General features: G+C 66.3%; 14 protein-coding genes and 1 pseudogene. 6 read left to right on the top strand and 9 right to left on the bottom strand.

The genetic code is table 11. The annotated features are described in order from the left end of the window. Nucleotides 1-253 precede the first annotated feature (253 nt). The 3 genes from G3T14_RS18565 to G3T14_RS18555 form a co-directional block, all read right to left on the bottom strand. Nucleotides 254-829, bottom strand: a complete 576-nt coding sequence (locus G3T14_RS18565; RefSeq protein ID WP_204262934.1) for a fasciclin domain-containing protein — start codon at nucleotides 827-829, stop codon at nucleotides 254-256. Between the two features lie 160 nt (nucleotides 830-989). Further along, nucleotides 990-3221, bottom strand: a complete 2232-nt coding sequence (locus G3T14_RS18560; protein ID WP_163644024.1) for a molybdopterin cofactor-binding domain-containing protein — start codon at nucleotides 3219-3221, stop codon at nucleotides 990-992. Nucleotides 3222-3243: 22 nt separating this feature from the next. Further along, nucleotides 3244-3714 carry a (2Fe-2S)-binding protein gene (locus G3T14_RS18555; protein WP_163644023.1) on the bottom strand — a complete coding sequence of 157 codons (471 nt, stop codon included), beginning with the start codon at nucleotides 3712-3714 and terminating at the stop codon, nucleotides 3244-3246. 788 nt (nucleotides 3715-4502) lie between these two features. Between G3T14_RS18555 and G3T14_RS18550 the strand changes: the two genes are divergently transcribed. Genes G3T14_RS18550 through G3T14_RS18535 form a run of 4 tightly spaced genes read left to right on the top strand, consistent with a single transcriptional unit; the run spans nucleotide 4503 to nucleotide 8354 of the window. Further along, nucleotides 4503-5339 (top strand): ubiquinol oxidase subunit II, encoded by an 837-nt coding sequence (locus G3T14_RS18550; RefSeq protein WP_246733416.1) that lies wholly within the window; start codon nucleotides 4503-4505, stop codon nucleotides 5337-5339. Next, on the top strand, nucleotides 5336-7420 hold the full coding sequence (locus G3T14_RS18545) for a cbb3-type cytochrome c oxidase subunit I (protein WP_163644021.1): 2085 nt from the start codon (nucleotides 5336-5338) through the stop codon (nucleotides 7418-7420). Before G3T14_RS18550 ends, G3T14_RS18545 begins: the two co-directional genes overlap by 4 nt. Further along, nucleotides 7417-8043: a cytochrome c oxidase subunit 3 gene (locus tag G3T14_RS18540; RefSeq protein ID WP_163644020.1), complete on the top strand. Its 627-nt coding sequence runs from the start codon at nucleotides 7417-7419 to the stop codon at nucleotides 8041-8043. Before G3T14_RS18545 ends, G3T14_RS18540 begins: the two co-directional genes overlap by 4 nt. Further along, the gene (locus G3T14_RS18535) at nucleotides 8040-8354 is read left to right on the top strand and encodes a cytochrome C oxidase subunit IV family protein (RefSeq protein ID WP_163644019.1); all 315 of its coding nucleotides are present in this window, start codon (nucleotides 8040-8042) and stop codon (nucleotides 8352-8354) included. The genes G3T14_RS18540 and G3T14_RS18535 overlap by 4 nt, the downstream gene beginning before the upstream one ends. A 366-nt stretch (nucleotides 8355-8720) precedes the next feature. Here the strand turns inward: G3T14_RS18535 and G3T14_RS18530 are convergent, their stop codons facing one another. From G3T14_RS18530 to G3T14_RS18515, 4 genes are all read right to left on the bottom strand, one after another. Continuing rightward, entirely contained in the window at nucleotides 8721-9326 is a 606-nt protein-coding gene (locus G3T14_RS18530; RefSeq protein ID WP_163644018.1) for a DUF2147 domain-containing protein, read from the bottom strand. Nucleotides 9327-9474: 148 nt separating this feature from the next. Then, on the bottom strand, nucleotides 9475-12579 hold the full coding sequence (locus tag G3T14_RS18525) for an efflux RND transporter permease subunit (protein WP_163644017.1): 3105 nt from the start codon (nucleotides 12577-12579) through the stop codon (nucleotides 9475-9477). A 62-nt stretch (nucleotides 12580-12641) separates the two neighbouring features. Beyond that, entirely contained in the window at nucleotides 12642-13826 is a 1185-nt protein-coding gene (locus G3T14_RS18520) for an efflux RND transporter periplasmic adaptor subunit (RefSeq protein ID WP_246733417.1), read from the bottom strand. Between the two features lie 50 nt (nucleotides 13827-13876). Further along, entirely contained in the window at nucleotides 13877-14515 is a 639-nt protein-coding gene (locus tag G3T14_RS18515; RefSeq protein WP_163644015.1) for a TetR/AcrR family transcriptional regulator, read from the bottom strand. Nucleotides 14516-15276: 761 nt separating this feature from the next. On the opposite strand from G3T14_RS18515, the gene G3T14_RS18510 reads away from it, so the two are divergent. Continuing rightward, nucleotides 15277-15522: a hypothetical protein gene (locus tag G3T14_RS18510; protein ID WP_163644014.1), complete on the top strand. Its 246-nt coding sequence runs from the start codon at nucleotides 15277-15279 to the stop codon at nucleotides 15520-15522. Nucleotides 15523-15833: 311 nt separating this feature from the next. Here G3T14_RS18510 and G3T14_RS18505 read toward each other — a convergent pair whose 3' ends face one another. Next, complete coding sequence (locus tag G3T14_RS18505; protein WP_163644013.1) at nucleotides 15834-18779, bottom strand: FAD-binding and (Fe-S)-binding domain-containing protein; 2946 nt, start codon at nucleotides 18777-18779, stop codon at nucleotides 15834-15836. 151 nt (nucleotides 18780-18930) lie between these two features. Between G3T14_RS18505 and G3T14_RS18500 the strand changes: the two genes are divergently transcribed. Then, a complete protein-coding gene (locus tag G3T14_RS18500) occupies nucleotides 18931-19977 on the top strand; it encodes a threonine aldolase family protein (RefSeq protein ID WP_163644012.1) in 1047 nt (348 codons plus the stop codon). 48 nt (nucleotides 19978-20025) lie between these two features. Here G3T14_RS18500 and G3T14_RS18495 read toward each other — a convergent pair. Beyond that, nucleotides 20026-20685: pseudogene (locus tag G3T14_RS18495) on the bottom strand (GntR family transcriptional regulator); the annotation flags it as partial. Nucleotides 20686-20970: the final 285 nt, after the last annotated feature.

Here is a 20970-nt window from a genome sequence, read left to right as displayed (position 1 = left end):
ACCTGCTCGAAATCCACGACGAGGTCGCGGCCAAGAACTACCACCGGGCGATCAAGAGCGGGAAACGCCTGATCGAATACGAGGCCATATCTTAGGCAGGACCACAGCGTTGGCGGCCTCCACCGCCAGGGGCGCGCGCGACAAGTCGGACGATCATCGCAACATCCGGCTGGCTTCGGCCCTCCATGTGCGCTCACAAAAAAGCTGCCCGGACGCGGTCCGGGCAGCTCTGCCGTGTTGCGGTGTCTGAGACCTACTTCGGCATCAGGACGGTATCGACCACGTGGATCACGCCGTTCGACTGCATCACGTCGGCGATGGTGACGGTGGACATGCCGCCCTTGGCATCGACGAGCTCGATCTTGCCGCCCTTCTCCTCGGCGGTCAGGCTACCGCCCTCGACCGTCTTCAGCATGGCCTTGCCACCGCCGGCCTTGATCGCCTTCTGGAGATCGGCCGCCGTCATGGTGCCGGCCACCACGTGGTAGGTGAGGATCTTGGTCAGCGTGGCCTTGTTCTCGGGCTTCACCAGTGTGTCGACCGTGCCGGCCGGAAGCTTGGCGAAGGCGGCGTTCGTGGGAGCGAACACCGTGAACGGACCCTTGCCGGAGAGCGTGTCGACCAAGCCGGCCGCCTTGACTGCGGCGACGAGGGTGGTGTGGTCCTTCGAGTTGACCGCGTTCTCAACGATGGTCTTCGACGGGTACATCGGCGCACCGCCGACCATCACCGTCTTCTCTTCCGCCGCCTGGGCCGCCGTGCCGAACGCGCCGATGCCGGTGAGGGCCATGGCGACGGTGAGGCTTGCGACCTTGAACATGCGTGTCATGCGTAACTCCGAGTCTTCGGCCCCGTCAGGCGGGGTCATCAGTCGTTACGATCCACGGACGGAATAAGTTTCAGGTCGACCGACTTGGACCGGTCGACGGGTTCGTTAGACGCGCCGGCAGACGGCCATGAGTGGCACGCAACGCCGTCTGGTCGTCTCATCACGTCCCTTGGAGGGACGCCTTCACTTTCGCGGGGGTGAAGGGCACCGAGCGCGCCCGCGCACCGGTGGCGTCGAAGATCGCGTTGGAGATCGCGGCCGGCACGATCGCCGCAGAGGGCTCACCGGAGCCCCACGGCTTGTCCGAGGGGTGGTCGATGAGATCGATGATCACCTCCGGCACGTCCGGGAACGTCAGGATCGGGTAACTGGCCCAATCGAGGCTCGTCACTGCGCTCCGGTTGAAGGTGACCTCCTCCATCAGCACGCGGCTCACCGTCTGAATGACGTTGCCGTCGATCTGGTTTCGCACGCCGTCCGGGTTGATGATCTGCCCGCAATCCTGGACGATGAAGAACCTCGGTACCCGGACGGCACCGGTTTTCCGGTTCACCTCGACCTCGGCGATACCTGCCACATAGGTCCGGTAGAGTTCATAGCGCACATAGGAAAGCCCGCGCCCCCGGAGGATATCGCCCTCGCGGGCGGAGGGGTCCCGGTGGGCGGGAGACGGACGCGTCTCCCATTTCGCGAGCTCGGCAGCACGCTTCAGCACCGCGATGCCGCGCGGGTCCTGGAGCGCCTTCAAGCGATAGGCGAGCGGATCGGCCCCCGCCGCTGCGGCGCATTCGTCCAAAAACGCTTCGTTCGCATAGGTGTTCTGCATCCGTCCCGGTGTGCGGATCCATGACGGCCGGAGCGGTGTGTCGGCCAGACGGTGGCAGACCGTGCGAATATTCGGGAAGGCGTAGGGCAAGGCCGAGTTCTGGATGATGTTGCCCGGCGACAGCGTCGTTTCATGAGGCAATTCGGCCAGGGTCGCCGCCACGAGCGGAACGTTACCCGCGGCGCCGTCCGGCAGGAGGAACTGCGAGTGCCAAGTAAGCACATTGCCATCCTGGTCGAGCCCCGCCCTCACATCGATCAAGGTCGGCGGTCCCTTCGGGTCCCAGCCATGCTCGTCGGCGCGCGACCATTGAACCCGGACGGGGCGTCCGACAGCCCGCGCGACGAGTACGGCATCGCCCGCGGCATCCTCGTGACCGTTTCGCCCGTAGCAGCCCGACCCTTCGAGGTAGATGCAGCGTACGGCTTCGGGCGCCATGCCGGTCATCGCCGCGAGTTGCTTGCGCAGCGCATGCGTCATCTGCGAAGCGCTCCAGCAGGTCAGCTGGCCGTCTTTGATCTCCGCGACCGCGCAGGACGGGCCGATCGAGCCATGCGTATGAATGGCGAAGTCGTAGCTCGCCGACAGGGTCTTGGCCGCATTCGGGAAAGCAGCCGGAGCGTCGCCGACGTTGCTCGTGACATCGTCCTTCGTCACCTTGGTCGCGCGGACGTGATCCCAGAGATGCTCCTGCTCGGGCAAGCCCTCCCAGGATGACCACTGTGCCTTGAGGGCGCCTGCCGCCTTGATCGCCGCCCATTCGCGCTCGGCCACGACGGCGAGAAAGTTGCCCTCGCGAACCACCTTGATCAGACCCGGGATACCGGCGACCGAGTCGGCGTCGACACTCTCCAGGTTCGCGCCGATCGCGGGCGGGCGCACGACTCGCGCATGCACCATGCCGGGGACGCGGAAGTCCTGCATGTAGGTGAAGCGCCCCGTCATTTTATCGGGAATGTCGAGGCGGGCCACGGATCTGCCGACGAGTTTAAACAGGGCCGGGTCCTTGGTGGGGACCTCTTTATCGACCTTCATCTCGAAGTGGCCGCCCTGAATGAGATCGGCATAGCTCACGCTCGGTCCACCGGCCGTCGAACGAATGGTGCCGTTTTCTGCGACGAGGGACTGTGAGGCGACTCCAAGGCGTTCGGCCGCGAGACTGATGAGGCGCGCGCGCGCCGTTGCCGCCGCTTGGCGGATCTCGACGCCGCCCTTCTGGATCGAGAGGCTGCCGTAAGTCGGCCCCTGGTCGGGCGTCAGTGCCGTGTCACCCTGAATAATGGTGACGCGGTCGAGCGGCAGGTCGAGTTCCTCAGCCGCCATCTGCGCCAGTGCAGTCTTGACCCCGGTGCCGAGGTCGACCTTTCCGGAGAAGATCGTCACGCGGCCATCCGCGTCGAGCGCGAGGAAGCTGTCGACTTGATCGAGAGCAACGGACTTGCTGCCCGTTGCCTTCGGGTTCGGCGCGCCACCCTGAGCGGCAAGCGTGTCGCCGAGGCTGAAGCCGATGAGGAGGGCGCCGCTTCCGGTCAGGAGCGTCCGACGCGACAGGGCCGTCTGGGTCATCAAGGACATTTCGGCCACCCTCTCACAGCGTCTCGGAGGCGCGCTTGACGGCGCGCACGATGCGAAGATGCGTTCCGCACCGACACAGATTGGCCGCCAGCGCCTGCCGGATATCGTCCTCGCTCGGTCGCTTGTTCGTCGAGAGCAATGCGGCCGACTGCATGATCATGCCATTGATGCAGTAACCGCACTGCGCAGCCTGCTCATCGATGAACGCCTGCTGCACCGGATGCGGCGCCTCCGGGGAACCCAGGCCCTCCAGGGTGACGATTTTCTGAGACGGCTTGAGGCTCGAGATCGGCGTGACGCAAGAGCGTATGGCCTGGCCGTCGACGTGAATGGTACAGGCCCCACACTGGCCGAGGCCACAGCCGAAGCGCGGCCCGCGCAAGCCGAGATCGTCGCGCAGCACGTAGAGAAGCGGGGTTTCCGGATCGTCGAGAGACGCTGTGATGCCCTGGCCGTTCACGTTCAGAGATACGGTGTGCGCCACGCTGCGCCTCCTCGCCTGGAACCATTCTTATCTGGTGCGATATACCTCAATCGACACCATGACAACGTGACGTCATGGACCTATATTTCTCACGTCTATCCGATGTCTGGCGCGATACAGGTGCGTTCGGTCGGCTTGCTCGGCCGGGAGACGCCCATGTCGACCTGTTCGGGGCGGCGCATCGGTCGCGCCTGCGACCAGCGCGCCAGCCGATCCTCGACCCGCAGGCGGATGGGCCGACCCCGACCCCAACCTTTAAGCCGAACTGACCGAAGGCGGTCCCTGCGACGCCGGGTCCCGGAGCCTTCGCAAGTGTCGGCAGGATTCCGCGAAGGCCATGAACTCGCGAAGGCCATGAATCCGCGAAGGCAAAGCCCTTGGTCGTCGACGAGCGACGACACGCGAACCGGGCAAATTCGAGATTCGGGTGCGACATCGCAACGAGGCTGTACCTCTTGCCAGCGGACCGTTTCGGCTGGCTTGTCCGCCGCCTGAGACCGACGCGTCCAAGGTCATGGTACGGCGCTCGGAGGACGGACAGCTTTTGCGACGGTGCCGCTTAGCCCCGGCCCGCCGTCTCGCCCTTCCGGTCGGCAACGGGCCGTAGGGAGGATCCGGTGGGAGACTTGCCGTGCCTCTGTCGCCCGATCGATCCGATGAGCGAGGAAGATCATGTGCCGGCTCGTAGCTTGACTGGTCGAATGCCCGCCGCCGTCGTGCAGCACCATCGTCATGGGCAGCCCCCAGGTCCGCCGCGCCACGTCGCTTGCAACCGGATACTGCGTCGTTTGCGGACGATCACCGTGGCCGTGCCGCTCCTCTTCGTTGGCGGCTGCGACGTGTTTAAACTCGGCGTCGCAAACCATGCGGGGCCCGTCGCCGAAAGCCAATGGCACCTTCTCGTTATCGTCGGGATCGTGCTGTTCTTCGTCGCTGCGCCGGTGTTGGTCCTGACCCCGATCATCGCCTGGCACTATCGGCTGGGTAAGAAGGGCAACGTCTATAAGCCGAAGTGGAACTTTTCCTGGCCGCTCGAAGGTCTGATCTGGATTCCGCCCACCGGGATCGTCATCGGGCTCGGCTTCGTGCTGTGGACCTACACCCAGGCGCTCGATCCCTATCGTCCGATCGCGTCGGCGCAGCCCGCCCTCGAGGTTCAGGCGGTCGGGCTCGATTGGAAATGGCTCTTCATCTACCCCGATCAGACGGTCGCCGTGGTGAACCAGATGGCGATTCCCGTCGGTCGCCCGGTCCATATCAGCCTGACGAGCGGCACGGTGATGCAGTCGCTGCTGATCCCCCAACTCGCCGGTCAGATCTACGCGATGGCCGGCATGACGACCCAGCTCAATCTCGCGGCCAGCCGGCCCGGAACCTTCCGCGGTGAGAACACCCAGTTCAACGGCGACGGTTTCCAGAACCAGAAGTTCGACGTGCTGGCCCTGTCGCCCGCCGACTTCGACGCATGGCTCGCGAGCGTGCGGGCTTCGGCCCGGCCGCTGGACCCGGCGGCGATCGACCGGCTGCTGCAGAAATCCGTTCCGCCCGAGCCGATCCTCTTTTCGTCCGTCCCGCCGGATCTGTTCCAGACCTTCATCGCCCGCGCCCAGGAACCGTCCCGATGACCGAGCCCCTGTGGAGTGCCGTGTTCGGCCGCTTCGGCTGGCTTGACCTCCCGGTCGTGCGCGCCTGGGAGAATCCGAGCGTCAACGAGATCATCGGTGCCGGTGCCGCCGCCCTCGTCATCCTCGGTGCGGTTGCGCTGGTCGTCCTGATCACGTGGCTCGGCCGCTGGGGCTATCTGTGGCGCGAATGGTTCACCAGCCTCGACCACAAGAAGATCGGCATCATGTACGTGGTGATCGCGTTCGTGATGCTGTCGCGCGCCCTCGTCGAGGCCGTCCTCATGCGGATGCAGCAGGCCGCCGCGATCAATGCGCCCGGCTTCGTCGAGCCCGATCACTTCGCGCAGCTCTTCAGCACGCATGGCAGCATCATGATCTTCTTCATGGCGATGCCGTTTCTCACCGGCGCGATCAACTACGTGATGCCCCTCCAGATCGGCAGCCGCGACGTGGCGTTTCCGCTCCTCAACTCCATCAGCCTGTGGCTGACCGGAGGCGCTGCCGGTCTGATGATGGTGTCGCTCGTCATCGGCCGGTTCTCGACCGGCGGGTGGACCGGGTATCCGCCCTATACCGAATTGGCCTTCAGCCCCGATGTCGGCCCCGATTACTGGATCTGGGCGGTGACGCTGGGCTCGATCGCCACGACCCTGTCCGGTCTCAATTTCGCGGTGACGATCTACAAGATGCGCTGTCCCGGCATGGACCTGATGCGCATGCCGCTCTTCGTCTGGACGTCGCTATGCACGGCGATCCTGATGATCTTTGCGATGCCGCCGCTCACTGTCGCGACCGCGCTCCTCGCCCTCGATCGCTACCTGGGGTTTCACTTCTTTACGAACGACCTCGGCGGCAACATGATGAACTACGCCAACCTGTTCTGGCTGTTCGGTCATCCCGAGGTCTACATCCTGATCCTGCCGGCCTTCGGAGTCTATTCCGAGGTGGTGTCGACGTTCTCCTCAAAAGAACTCTACGGCTACACCTCGCTCGTCATCGCCACGATGGCGATCGCGGTGCTGTCCTTCACGGTCTGGGTGCACCACTTCTTCACCATGGGCCAGAGCGCCAACATCAACGCGGTGTTCGGCATCGCGACGATGACCATCGGGCTGCCCACGGGGGTGAAGATCTACGACTGGATCTGGACGATGTTCCGCGGCGAAGTCCGCTTCACCGTGTCGATGCTCTACTCGCTCGCCTTCATGATGACGTTCGTGCTCGGCGGCCTCACCGGCATCATCCTGGCCTTTCCGCCGCTCGATTACCTCGTCCACAACACGCTGTTCCTGGTCGCACACTTCCACAACATGCTGATCCCGGGCCTGCTCTACGGCATGCTCGCCGGATATCATTATTGGTTCCCCAAGGCGTTCGGGTTCCGCCTCGACGAGAAATGGGGGCGGATCGCGTTCGGCTGCTGGGTGGTGGGCTTCTACCTCGCCTTCATGCCGCTCTACGTCCTGGGTGCGGGTGGGATGGCGCGGCGGACGCAGGCGGTGTTCGAGCCCGCTTTCCGGCCCTGGCTCTACATCGCCGGCGTCGGCGCCCTGGTTCTGCTCAGCGCCCTCGTATCGCTCCTCGTCCAGCTCTGGGTCAGCATCCGTGATCGGGCGGAGAACCGGGTGTTCGCGGGTGACCCGTGGGATGCGGGCGGGCTCGAATGGGCGATCTCGGCACCGCCGCCCGAATACAACTTCGCCGTCATCCCCACCGTCACCGCGCGCGATCCGTTCTATGTTGAGAAGGCCGGGGGTAATGCCTACGCACCGCCCGCGAGCTACGCGGACATCGAAGTGCCGAGGAACAGCATGACCGGCCCGGCTCACGGCATCCTGGGCGCGATGACCGCCTTCGCGCTTGTCTGGCATATGTGGTGGCTCGCCATCCTCGGCACGCTCGCCATCGTCGGCACGGTCATCGCCCGCAGCTTCGTGCGGGACCTCCACCGCATCGTCACCGCCGCCGAGGTCGAGCGCATCGACGGGCAGTGGCGCCGCGCAATTCGCGACGCAAGACCGATCGGGCGCATGATCGAGATGACGCCAGCCAATCAGGGCCTCGCCGAGGTGCGCGCATGAGCCGGAGCGAAGGCGCGCATCCCGGCCTCAATCTCGGACACACCGACGCGGTCACGCATGAACAGGCCGAAACGGGCTTGTTCGGCTTCTGGGTCTTCCTCATGAGCGACGCGGTGATCTTCGCGCTGCTGTTCGCAACATATGGCGTTATGTTGCACGCTACCGTCAACGGACCGACGCCTGCGAGCGAGTACCAGATCGGCCCGGCTTTGGCCGAGACGCTGATTCTGCTCACCAGCAGTTTCACCTTCGGCATGGCGTCGGTGGCGATGAAGCACGGTGCCCCCCGCCTGCAGCTGCTCGGCTGGATGGGCGTAACGCTTCTCCTCGGCCTCGCCTTCCTTGTCCTGGAAGGCAACGACTTTGCGACGATGTTCGGCCATGCGGCCTACCCGACGCGCAGCGGGTTCCTCTCGTCCTTCTTCGCGTTAGTCCCGCTGCATGGCCTGCACTTGCTCGCCGGCTGCCTCTGGCTGGTCGTCATGATGGTCCAGATCGTCACGTTCGGGCTCGACAGCCGAGTGAAGATCAACATCATGCGTCTTGGTCTCTTCTGGCATTTCCTCGACGTGGTCTGGATCGCGATCTTCTCCGTCGTCTACTTGCAGGGGTTGATCCGATGAGTGGCGCACATCCCGATCGGGCGCGCGAAATCCAATCCTATACGATCGGATATCTCATCGCCCTGCTTCTGACCGGCGCGGCTTTCGGTGCGGTCTATTGGCAGAGCGCCTCAGCGACGGTCACCCTTGCCATCGTGCTCGGCCTCGCCCTGATCCAGATGGTCGTCCACTTCCGCTTCTTCCTTCACATTACCCTCGGAAAATCATCGCGCGCCGACCTCCAGTTGATCCTGTTCTCGACGCTGATCATCGTCTTGATGGTGATCGGAACGTTGGTCATCCTGTTGAATCTGCACCATCGCATGATGTGAGGCGGCGTCCTGAAACCGGTTCTGGGGAGGCCAGGCAATCCAACGGTGCTATCGAAACTGCGCCTGACGCGATCCAGAACGCGATGGCCCGTGTGATCGCCCTGCGGCGGCAGTGGGAAGGTTCAGTGCGGATGGCGCAGGTGAATTCGGATTGTCTCGCGACCCCGGCCGAAGGACGGGACCTGCAGGAGATAGTCCAAGCCGTCCTCTGGGCGTGCGGAGCGTGAAGGGGCACGCCTTTGCCAGACGCGCATCATCGGCCACTCGCAGGCGCAAGTCAGTGATGATGCGAAGCTGCCGAGACAAGGGCGCTGCGTGCGTCTGCTCCTGAGGACGAGGTCCGCCGAATTCGACGCATACGCCTCCCTATTTCGCCGGGATAGGCTTGCCATCGCCGGGGCGACCCTTCGGCCCTGGAGCGCTTCCCGAGACGGCCGTCTTCGTCGCCCATTCGGGATTGGACCGCGGTCCGCCCGGGGTATCGGTCGCGCCGGTCAGCTGCCCTGGCACGACATCCGTCACGCGTTTCCAGGTCTGCGTGGCGCACAGCACGGCCAGCAGGCAGCCCCGCACCGAGAGCTCGGTCGGTGTCTCGCTCCAGATGGTCACATCGTAGGACTTGCCGTTGTCGCCGTTATAGATCTTGCCCTCGTGCCGGCCGTCCTCGCTCGGCTTCAGCCCGAGGATCAACTGGTGGCCGAGCAGGGCGCGCGTCTGCTTGCCCGGATCGGGATTGTAGCGGTCGACCTTCGGCTTGCCCGTCTCGTCCAATGGCTTGCTGCCCCAGACGACGTAGCCGCAGAGATGCGCGTTCCTCGGCCCGCAGGGCTCGGTACGGACACGGGCACGGCCGTCCTCGGTCAGCCACGTCCCGGCGGCATCGGCCGCCTTGGCGGGACCTGATCGCACGCAGGAAAACGCTGCTAACCCGACCAGTACTGCCGTCGCGACGCGGACGATGATGGGTGTCATCGGGACTCCTGATTTGAAAGATGGACTGGGGTTTCTACACCGGCCGAGCCAGTGCATCGTCCCGAAAAGTAGGCACCACTCTTCGGAAAAAATATTATAGAACAGTATGTTAGGATATCAGGTCGGTTGCCCTGTCCGATCCGATATCCTAGTGGACGCGTTCCGTCATCGGATGCGCCATCGATGAGTCCGTGGCCTCGTCGCGGGCGCCGACGAAGCGTCCGAACAGGTGCCCGATCAGGGTGCCGAGGCTGTCCATCAACAGGAACACGGCGGGCACGAAGACCAGCGAGAGCAGGGTCGAGACGATCAGTCCGCTGATGACCGCCACCGCCATCGGTGCGCGGAACTCGCCACCGACCCCGAGCGCCATCGCCGAGGGAACCATACCGGCGGCCATGGCGAGCGTGGTCATCACGATGGGCCGGGCGCGTTTGCGGCCGGCATCGACGATGGCGGTCACCCGGTCGACGCCCCGCGCCATCTCCTCGACCGCGAAGTCGACCAGCATGATCGCGTTCTTCGTGACGAGGCCCATCAGCATCAGGATGCCGATCACCACCGGCATCGAGATCGGCATGTTGAAGACGAGCAGACCGAGGATGGCGCCGCCGATGGAGAGCGGCAGCGAGAACAGGATCGTCAACGGCTGGAGGAAGTTGCCGAACAGCAGCACCAGCACCGCGTAGACCATCATGATTCCGGCGCCCATGGCCATGAGAAAGCCGGAGAAGACCTCGCCCATGATCTCGGCGTCGCCGGTCTGTCGGATCGTCACGCCCGGCGGCAAGTTCTTCGCCGTCGGCGTGGCGAGCGCCTGGGCGATCAGGGATCCGAGGGCGTCCGAACCGTCCATGTTGGCCTCTACCGCCACGCGAACCACACGGTCGTAGCGGTCGATGGCGCCCGGGCCCTGGTCGAGCTCGATGTCGGCCACGGCGGCGAGCGGCACCGCGGCGCCGTTCCGGGCCGTGACCTTGAGGTTCTCCAGCCGCGAAACCGCACCACGGGCGCTTTCGGGCAACTGCACCCGGATCGGGATCTGCCGGTCGGCGGCGTTGAACTTGGCGAGGTTCAAGCCGATATCGCCGATGGTCCCGACCCGGACGGTCTCGGCGATGGCGTCGGTGGAGACGCCGAGATCGGCCGCCGAGCCTTTTTTGGGACGGATGCGGACCTCGGTCCGATTGAGCGGCGCGGTCGACATCACCGCCACGAGATGCGGGATCGCCGCCATGTCGCGCTGGAGCCGAGCCGCCACCTCGGCGACGATCTCGGCGTCGGGGCCGCCGACCACGAGGGCGAGATCGCGCTGGCCGTTGTCGCGCAGCGACCATGAGCGGATATCCGGCTCGTCGGCGAGCAGTGCCGCGATCTCGGTCTCGACCTGGGCCTGCTTCTTGGAACGCCGGTTCTTCGGGGTCAGGTTGACGGTGAGCGTGGCGAGCCGCGTCTCCTTCTTGCCGCCGACCTGACGACCGCCATCGGCGAAGACCGAGACGACCTCCGGGAGCGCCCGGATGCGTGCGACGACCCGGTCGGACACCGCGATGGTGTCGGCGAGCCTGGCGCCCGGGGCGAGCTCCACCATGAACAGGGTGCGGGCGTTGTCCTGCTTGGGGACGAAGCCCGAAGGCAGTAGGACAGTGGAGGCGAGCGACCCCGCGAACAGGCCGAGCCCGACGAACAGGGTGATCACCCGGTGGCGCACCGACCAGCCGACGAGCCGGCCGTAGGCCCGCATCACCGGGCCTTCCGTCTCCTCGGCAGGGCCATGGTCGCGCAGGAAGTAGGCGGCGAGCATCGGAGTGATCAGACGCGCCACCAGGAGCGACATGAACACCGAGACCGCGATGGTGAGCCCGAACTGAATGAAGTAGCGCCCGGCGATGCCCGGCATGAACGAGACCGGCGCGAACACCGCGATCAGGGTCGCGGTGATGGCGATGACCGCGAGCCCGATCTCGTCGGCCCCGTCGATGGCCGCGCGGTAGGGCGATTTCCCGAGCCGCATGTGGCGGACGATATTCTCGATCTCGACGATGGCGTCGTCGACGAGGATGCCGGTGACCAGCGTGATCGCCAGGAGGCTGATGCCGTTCAGGGTGAAGCCAAGCGCGTCCATGGCCCAGAAGGTCGGAAAGACCGAGAGCGGCAGGGCGATGGCGGCGATCAGCGTCGCACGCCAGTCCCGCAGGAACAGGAACACCACCAAGACGGCGAGCAGGGCGCCCTCGACCAGGGTGTGCATGGCCGAGTCGTAGGAGCCGATCGTGGCCGAGACCGAGGAGTCAATCTTATCGAAATGGACGTCGGGATAGGTCTCCCGGAACTCGGCGATCTTCTTGTCGACGCCGGCTGCGACCTCGGCGTCGCTGGCGCCGCTACCCCGCGATACCGCGAAGGCGACCACCGGATTGCCGTTGAAGCGGGCGAAGGTGCGCGGCTCCTCGATGGCGTCCTGCACGGTTGCAAGGTCATCGAGGCGCACCTTGCGGCCGCCGGGCAGGACGATGGATGTGTCTTTAAGATCGCGCACTGTGCGGGAGGCCGCGAGGGTCCGGATCGACTGTTCGCGTCCGCCGACTTCACCGCGTCCGCCAGCCATGTCGGCGGAGGTCAGGCGCAACTGCCGGTTCACGTCCGCCGCGGTGATCCCGAGGGCCAGCAGGCGGTCGGGCCGGAGAACGACGCGCATCTCGCGGGCGACACCGCCGACGCGCTCGACGCCGCCGACACCCTTCACGCCCTGGAGGGTCCTGGCGACCTTGTCCTCGACGAACCACGACAGCTCGGACGGCATCATCGCGGGTGCGGTGACGCCGTAGACGAGGATCGGCAGCCCGGCGATCTCGACACGGCTGATCACCGGCTCGTCGATGGTGCGCGGCAGGTTGATGCGGATCTTCGAAACCGCGTCCTTCACGTCGTTGACGGCACGGTCGGTGTTCACCTCCAGGCGGAACTCCACCGTTGTGACCGACGAGCCCTCGGTGATGGACGAAGTGATGTGCTTGACGCCGCGCACGCCGGCAATCGAGTCCTCGACCCATTTCGTCACCTGGGTCTGGAGCTCGGACGGAGCGGCGCCCGATTGCGTGATCGCCACCGAGACGATGGGCACGTCGATGTTGGGCATCCGCGTCACCGCCAGGCCGCGGAAGCTGACGAGGCCGAGCACGATCAGCACGAGGAACAGGACCAGCGGCCCGATCGGGTTACGGATCGCATAAGCCGAGACATTCAGGCGCATCGGGGCAACCCAATCGAACAGGGCATCATGGGATCGGACGAACGCGGCGGGGAACGCGGCGGTTAAGGCACACTGGCGTCGGCGGCCTCGCGCGGCGATGCGATGCCGGCCATGGCCGGCTCCTGTGCGGCCTGAACGACGGGGCGGACGCGGTCGCCGTCGCGCAGGAAGCTGCCCGCTCGGGCCACGACCCGTTCTCCGGCCTCGAGGCCCTGGCGGATCTCGATGTCGTCGTCGTCACCGAGTCCGGTACGGACCTCACGGGCCTCCACGGTATCGCCCGTGACCACCAGCACGCTGCTGCGCTTCGGGCCGCCGTAAAGCACCGCAGCCTGCGGGATGGTCACACCGCGGGTGCGGTCGAGCTCGATCCCGCCCCTGGCGAAGCTCCCGACGCGTAGGCGTGGATCCGCATCGAGCCGCACCCGGACCTTGCCGAGCCGCGTCGCCTTGTCGACCTCGGGGTAGACGGCGCGCACGCTTCCGGCGACGCGGACGCCGCCGCCGAGATCGATCCAGGCGGGCCGCCCCTCATGAAGCAGAGGAAGCTTGGTCTCGATGACCTCGCCCTCGAGTTCGATCTCGCCGCGGGCGATGAGGCGGAACATGGGTTCCGCTGACGCCGAGGCCGCCGAGCCGACGCGGGCCGTCCGGCGGTTGACGATTCCCGCCTCGGGAGCGCGTATTTCCGTGCGGGCGAGGCGCAGGTCCATCTCGTTGCGCACGGCGCGGGCTTCGGCGAGATCGGCCTTGGCGACGAGCAGGCCACTGCGTGCGAAGGACAGCTTGCTCTCCGCCTGTCGCAGGGTCGACGTCCGGCCTTCCATGATGACGGCTGTGCCGTTTCCGCTCTGCATGAGCTGCTTTGCCCGGTCGTAGGACAGGCGCGCCTCCATCTCGGCGGCTTCGGCCTGCTCGATGGTGCTCTGCGCCTGCGGGACCGCCGCCGTGGCCTTGTCGACGAGGGCGTTCTGCTGGGCGATCTGTCTGTCGATGAGGTCCCGCGACAGCCGGGCGAGCACCTGCCCGCGCTCGACCCGCATGCCCTCTTCGACGAGGACTTCGGTGACCCGGTAGCCTTCGATCTCCGGCGTCACCAGGATTTCGTCACGGGGGACCAGCGTCCCGGTGACGATGACCGTCTCCACGACCTCGCGCCGCACCGCCTCGACCACGCTGACAACGGGGAGCAGCGGTGCTCTTAACGGAGCGGGTGCGCTTTCGGCCCACGCCGCGGTCCCGGTCATGCCGAGTCCGAAGGCCAGGATGAGAGGACGAAAGATCTTGAGGCTCCGGGTCATCGGTCGAGCTCCCCATCGCGGCTCGAAGAAGCCGGCAGGCGGCCCGCCAATCCCGCGTCGATCAGGCTGCAGAGTCGCGCGACCGCGCGTGCCGGGTCGTAGGCAGTCTGCAGGGCCCGATCGACGATGAGGCCCTTCATCAGGGGGCGGACGGTCTCGTACAGCGCTGTGGGATCGCAGTCCGGCGATGTGGCAAGGGTCTGGAACATCGCGATGAACCAGGCGCGTGTTTCCGTCTCCGATTCTTCGGTCATGGCCGCGATGGCTGGGTTCCGGGTCGCCTCTGACCAGATCTCCAAGCGCAGCACGGCGGTGTCGCGCGCCATGGCGACGAAGTAGCGGGAGAAGACGCCGAGAACCGCCGCGCGCCGGTCGCCGTCCTGTTCCAGACGCAGGACGAGTTGCGCGCCCCGCTCCCGCTCCCGCTTCGCGAGGCCGAGGACCAAAGCCTCCTTCGATCGGAAGTAGTGGTAGAAATTGCCCGCCGTCATTCCGGCTTCACGCGACAGATCCTGCATCGTCGTCCGGTGGAAGCCGTTGCGGACGAAGCAGGCCTCGGCGGCGTCGAGGATCTGTTCGCGACGGGCAGTCTGGCCGCTTCTGGCGTCGATGACGGTGCTGGCGACCGCACTCATGACGCAGCTCCGGCAACGGCCCCGTGAGGAGCGATGCGGCTCTGATCCTTCCGGGGCTGGACGGAACTGCAGGAAGCCGGCGGCAGGTCGAGACCGGCGCAGGATCGGGCCTGCCAACTGTCCGGGCCTGCTCCCGTCCATCCGATGAGCGCCATCCAGCTCAAGGCGATGACGCCCGCAAGTGCCAAGCTCGATGGCGTGCACAATGACCAGACGCATGTCGCGACCTTGACGGCCAACGGACGATCAATAGCCGTGCCGTCGACAGGGTCGGCCCAACGGTCTTGTGGTGACATGCCCATCGCGAACTCCTGCGTGTCCGTTTGATCTATCGAACGTTCATTCAAATGTCAATGAACGTTCGTTCATTCGATGGTTTCCCTTGTGGGATGCGAGCCGTAATTCAGGCTCGGCACGGGTTCGACGTGGTGTTTTCCGAAATCGCCTTGGCGGGGATGGACGGCGTCGATATGGCTCGCGAGCTTCGCCACCGTTATGCGGACCCGTCAGCGTCGCGTCGGCCTTGGGCTTCAATCCCTGTGTTCGGAGCGATGTGATGGCCGAGCAGGGCAGGCCCTGACTCCCGCCACCGACGAACTTGGGTTCGGTGGAGAACCTGTCCCGTGTGCTGCGATGGGCCGTGAACCGTGAACGGGATTCTCAAGGCCGCCACGCGTCCCTTCGCCCCAATGCAACGGTTGCGCTCCCGACAGCGTTCTGGCCCGTGACCCGGGTTTCGCCGGGTGTCTCGGGAGTAAAACATGTTGGTACGTTTCGGGCTCAGCGTCGTGCTCGCCACCCTTGCGACGAGCGCTGCTCTGGCAGCTCCCATGGCCCCCGAAGACAAAGCGGTCCTTCAGCAGCAATGTGCCGGTGATTTCACGACGTTCTGCATTGGCCTGCCGCCGACGGATGGGCCAGAGACGCAAGCCTGCTTCGAGAAGAACATGTCCAAGCTCTCGCCCGGGTGCCATGCCGCGATCCAGGCCTACAAGAAAAAGGGCTGAAGACGAGGCGAGGCCCAGGTCTCGCCGTTTCAGTCGTTGTGGACGTCGGCAGCACCGCGTTGCTGCCGACCCATCCTATCGCGCTCCCCGTTTTAGTCCCTAAGCCTGGACCGTGTTGAATTTGACGAGGGTCTCGGGCTTCTTATATTCAGTGCAACTCTAGTTAACTTGGCATTCTCGCAGGATACCGGACTGCTGCCGGCGGCGCAGACGCGGGAGCAACGATCTGCATGAAGTTGCACGGGCTCACTTTTTCGGCTCGCTCCATCCAAGATGAGCGGAGTAGTGCGGGTATCTCCTGACCGCCGGCGTCATCCCGTCGGCAAAGCCTCGTCGAGCACCCGTGCCACGTGGAGCGCCTCGATCCCCAACCCATCGTGGATCTGATGCCGGCAACTCGTGCCGTCCGCTACCACGAGATCGCCGGGGCCCGCCTTGCGCAAGGCCGGGAACAGCGACAGCTCCGCCATGGCCAGGGACACGTCGATGGTGTCGGCGCCGTAGCCGAAGGCGCCGGCCATGCCGCAGCAACTCGATTCGATCACCCGCACATCGAGCCCCGGCACCGCACGCAGCACTGTTTCCACCGCCCCCATGGCAGCGAACGCCTTCTGGTGACAATGGCCGTGGAGATGGGCGACCCGGCCGTGCTGGTCGGCCAGCGGCAGGGTGATCCGACCGGCCTGGAGATCGGTCGCCAGCAACTCCTCGAACAGGAGGCTCGCCGCGGACAGCGCATCGGCGTCCGAGCCCGGAAGCAGGGAGGCGAACTCGTCACGGAAGGTGAGGAGGCAGGAGGGTTCGAGCCCGACCACCCGAGCCCCAGCTCTCACATAGGGCAACAGGGCGGTGAGGGTGCGGCGCGCCTCGGCGCGGGCGCGATCGGTCTGGCCCGAGGCGAGGTAGGTGCGACCACAGCAGAGCGGGCGCCGTCCGCGGCTCGGAAAGACGCGGTGCAGGCGATAGCCGGCGGCGATGAGCACCCGCTCGGCGGCCTCGAGATTTTCGCGCTCGAAGGCCCGGTTGAAGGTATCGCCGAACAGGACGATGTCGCGAAAATCGCCGGCCACGTCGGCCGGATGGGCCGGCTCGCCCTTTTCGCGCCACGGCCGGCGCCAGTGCGGCAGGGTCCGCCGGGCCGAGAGGCCGAGCATCCGCTCGGACAGTCTGGCGAGGGCGGGCAGGCGATCGCGCAGGTTGAGGAGCGGGGCGAGACGCGCGGCGGTGCTGGCATAGAGCGGGAGCGCCGCTACCAAGCGCTCCTTCAGCGGCAGGCCATGCCGGGCATGGTAGTGATGAAGGAACTCGATCTTCATCTTGGCCATGTCGACGCCGGTCGGGCATTCCCGGCGGCAAGCCTTGCACGAGACGCAGAGATCGAGGGTGCGCTTCATCTCGTGGCTGGTGAAGGCGTCCGGCCCGAGCTGCCCCGAAATCGCCAGCCGCAGGGAATTCGCCCGACCGCGAGTGAGGTGCTGCTCTTCGCCCGTCACGCGGTAGGACGGGCACATGGCGCCACCAGCGAGCTTCCGGCAGGTGCCGTTGTTGTTGCACATCTCCACGGCCGGACCGAACCCGCCCCAACCCGACCAGTCGAGGGCGGGCGCCTCGGGCTTCGTGACCGCGTAGCCCGGCTGGAAGCGCATCAGTGCGCGGTCGTCCATCTTCAGCGGCCGGACGATCTTGCCGGGGTTCAGCCGATTGTCCGGGTCGAAGCCGTCCTTCACCGCCTCGAAGGCGCGGGTCAGGCGCGCCCCGAACATGGGCTCGATGTATTCCGAGCGCGAGATGCCGTCGCCATGCTCGCCCGAATAGGAGCCCTTGAAGCGGCGAACCTCCGCGCTGGCCTCCTCGGCGATGGCGCGCATCTTCGCCACGTCACCGCCCTGCTTCATGTCGAGAATCGGACGAACGTGAAGACAGCCCACCGAGGCGTGGGCGTACCAGGTGCCGCGCGTGCCGTGCCGGGTGAACACCGCGGTCACCGCATCGGTGTAGTCGGCGAGGTGCTCCAGCGGCACCGCGCAATCCTCGATGAAGGAGACGGGCTTCGCGTCCCCCTTCATCGACATCATGATGTTGAGACAGGCTTCGCGCACCTCCCAGACCGACTTCTGCCGGACCGGCTCGGGCACCTCCACGACGGCATGGGGAAAGCCGTGATCGGCCATGCAGGCATCGAGGCGCTGGAGGTCCCGCAGCAGCGTGCCGTGATCGTCGCCGGCAAACTCCACGAGGAGCAGGCAATTCGGCCGGCCCCGGGTGATATCGGCGAGCGTGGTGCGGAACAGCGGAATATCCGCGCCCAGCACCAGGACGTTGTTGTCGACGAGTTCGACGGCGACCGGACCGAGATCCACCAGCGCCTTCGTCGTCTCCATGGCGGCGCGGAAGGACGGGAAGTGGCAGACGCCCATGACGCGATGGGCCGGCAGGCGTGACAGCTTCAGGGTCACGGAGGTCGTGGCCGCCAACGTCCCCTCCGAACCGACGAGCAGATGCGCGAGATTCGGGCGCGGCTCGATGAGGGCGTCGAGATTGTAGCCGCCGACCCGGCGCTGGACCTGGGGAAACCGCGCCAGGATCTCATCCCGCTCTGCCTCAGCGAGGGCACGAAGGGTTGCGGCCAGAGTGTCGGCGCGGGCAGACCCGGTCACGCCCGTTGTATCGTTGCCGGTGAGCCCGAAGCCAAAGGCCGCGCCGTCGTGGAACAGCGCCTCCATGGCGAGGACGTTGTCGCTCATCTTCCCGAAACGCAGCGAGCGCGCACCGCAGGAATTGTTGCCGGCCATGCCGCCGATGGTGCAGCGGGTGGCGGTGGAGGGCTCCACCGGGAAGAACCAGCCATCGGCCTTCACGCGGGTGTTGAGGCGCTCCAGCACCATGCCGGGCTCCACCGTGACGGTGCCTTGCTCGGGATCGTAGGCGGTGATGCCGTTGAAGTGGCGCGCGCAATCGACGACGAGGCCGCGCCCGATCGGCTGGCCGTTCTGCGACGTGCCGCCCCCGCGCAGGATCACCGGCACGTCGTGCTCGGCCGCGATCTTCAAGGTGGCAACGATATCGGCCGCACTTTTGGGGAAGACGACGCCCGCCGGCATGATCTGGTAGATCGAGGCGTCGGTGGCGTAGCGTCCACGCGTGAAGGCATCGAAGCGCGCCTCACCTTGCAGGGCCTCCGCCAGGCGCCGCGGCAATCCGGCATTCTGCCGCGTGGCGGCGCGGAGCGTGGTTTGAAGCTTGGCCTGGGCAGTCATGTCTCAGTCGTCCTCGTGCGGGCGCGGCCGATAGCCTCCGCGCCGCGATACCGGGATGAAGCAATTGGACGGAAGGACCGGAACGGGGTGGCGGTCCGGGTCGGCCCGGCTAGGATGGTTTCAGACGGTTACATGCAAGCCAGGCGGGCCGATGATCGACTTGTTCAGCGATACCCAGACGCGGCCCACGGCGGGGATGCGAGCCGCCATGGCGGCGGCGGAGGTGGGGGACGAGCAGTCGGATTCGGACCCGACGACGCTGGCCCTGTGTGCGCGTGTGGCCGGCTTGCTGGGCTTTGAGGCGGGCGTGTTCATGCCGTCCGGCACGATGTGCAACCTCGTGTCGGTTCTGGTGCAGACGCGGCCCGGGGACGAGATCGTGGTCGACGACCAGTCCCACATCTACAACACCGAAGCGGCGGGATCGGCGGCCATCGCGGGCGTGTCGGTGGCAGCCCTGAAGACCCCGGCGGGGGTCTACACCCCCGAAGCGTTCGAGGCCGCGATCCGCCCCACGGGTCGAACGGCACCACGCTCGGCCCTGGTCTCCATCGAGCAGACCACGAGCTTCTCCGGCGGCTCGGTCTGGGCCCTGGCGGACATGCGGCGGATCCGCGACATCGCCCATGGCCGTGGACTGAAGGCGCATATCGACGGGGCCCGCCTCCTGAACGCGGTGGCGGCCACCGGCATCTCGGCCCAGGATTATGCGGAAGGGTTCGACAGCGCCTGGATCGACCTGAGCAAGGGCCTCGGCTGCCCGGTGGGGGCCGTGCTGTGCGGCAGCCAGACCTTCATCACCGAGGCTTGGCGCTGGAAGTACCGGCTCGGCGGCGCCATGCGCCAATCCGGCATCCTGGCCGCGGCCGGGCTCTACGCGCTCGATCACCACATCGACCAGCTCGGCCGGGACAATGCCAATGCCGGGCTCCTGCGCGACCGGATCGCGGACGCGCCCGGCCTCGCCATCGACGCCGGCGCGGCCCAGTCCAACATCCTGTGCTTCTCGGTGGAGCCCCTCGGGGTGACGGCCGCGGATTTCGCGAAAGCCTGTCTGGCGGACGCGGTCAGGGTCCGGGCGATCGGGGCGTACCAGATCCGCGCCACCACCCATCTGGAGGTCGACGCCGCCGATATTCTTCGCGCCGCGACAGTGATCCGCGCCGAGGCCGAGCGTCTGTCCGCCAAGCGCGGATGAGGCCGGAGGCGGCAGGACGACCGACGGTAAGGCTGCCATGGCGGTCGGTCAGCCGTCGGTGGCGTCGGGCGGAACGACAGTCTCTTGTACTGCCGCCGCTTTTCGCTTGTTGCGCAGGTGCCGGAACAGGATGTCGCTGAGCTCGGAGCCGGCCCGCCGGCGCAGGGCGTCGAGGATTTCCTCGTGCTCGCGCATGGCCTCGCCCCAGCGGTCGCGGTTGTTGTCGAGATTGGCGGCATAGCGCACCCGGCGCAGGCGCCCGGCGAAATTGGCATAGGTCGTCCGCAGGGGCGCGTTGTCGGCTGCCTCCACGATCCGATCGTGGATCGCCTGGTTGCAGGTGAAGTAGCCATGCAGGTCCCGCCGCAGATAGGACGCGTACATGGTATGGTGCAGGCGCTCGATCTCGGCATAGCCGGCTTCGGTGATCTTCTCGCAGGCGAGCCGGCCCGCCAGGGCTTCGAGACCGCCCATCACGTCGAAGAGCGCGACCATCTCGTCGGCTCCGAGCTGACGGACCCGCGCGCCGCGGTTCGGCAGCAGCTCGATCAGACCCTCCGAGGCCAGGACCTTGAGGGCTTCCCGCAGGGGGGTGCGCGACACGCCGAAGCGCTCGCACAGGCTCCGCTCCGGCACCCGGGCGCCGGGGGCGAGGTTCCCCTCCACGATGAAATCGCGCAGTTGCGCAAGAACACCAGCATGCAACGTATCGGGGGGGGTTGCACCCGGCGACGCGGCCGAATGCATCGCGGCAGGCGCCGCCGCGGCGCCTTCGTCGATCGCTGGGCCGGTCGCGGAATCTAGCATCATCGTTCCACGATTAGCAGCCGGAATGGCCCCGGTCGAGCCGCATGGCGCGCAAAATAATGCTTGTGCCATTGAAAAATGAATGCAAATTCTTGGTCGATCAGATCGAAGTGAGCGCAAATCGCCGACGATCCAGCCTGTGCTGGCGGCGATGCCGCTGTTCCCGACCATGCCCGCGAGGCCCAG

The organism is Methylobacterium sp. BTF04, assembly GCF_010692745.1.
Classification (GTDB): domain Bacteria; phylum Pseudomonadota; class Alphaproteobacteria; order Rhizobiales; family Beijerinckiaceae; genus Methylobacterium.
This window is presented reverse-complemented; position numbering and strand designations above follow the sequence as displayed.